Origin of the sequence: Streptomyces sp. MBT65 (genome assembly GCF_016612545.1) — a bacterium.
Lineage (GTDB): Bacteria > Actinomycetota > Actinomycetes > Streptomycetales > Streptomycetaceae > Streptomyces.
Window position 1 is genome coordinate 1 of record NZ_JAENRY010000768.1, and the last position, 438, is coordinate 438.

1 pseudogene is annotated in these 438 nt (G+C 71.5%); it reads right to left on the bottom strand.

Annotated features, from left to right (window positions below):
* Positions 1 to 236: pseudogene (locus tag JHN63_RS52030) on the bottom strand (hypothetical protein); the annotation flags it as partial.
* Between the last annotated feature and the right edge of the window lie 202 nt (positions 237 to 438).

Below are 438 nucleotides of genomic sequence, written 5' to 3' on the forward strand. Positions count from 1 at the left end.
GGGGAGAGGATCGGGAGGGCGGCGGCGGGCGGGTACTGCCAGGTGACGTCGTCCAGCGGGAAGGAGCCGTGGCGCAGCGTCTCGTACCAGCTCTGGTAGATCACCGACACATCGCTGGTGACGTCGGGGCCCGGGAACACGAGCACCTTGAAGACGAACAGCAGCAGCACCAGCCTGGTCAGCCCCCAGGTCCCCAGCAGCAGCGCCAGCCGCCGTCTCGCGCCCGCAATCTCCACCTGAGCCCCTGTTCCGTGCCGTGCCTGCCGGGTGAGGGCCACATGTTCTCCCGAGCTGCTGTGCGATGGCCATGAAGCGCGGCCGTGCCGAGCTGTGAACCGTGGGGCCGGTCCGGCGGATCGCACCGCGGACGGTCGTCGAGGCTCCGCGTCGCCGGCGGCGGCAGCCGCTCATGTCCGTGCGGCCGCACGCACCACACCC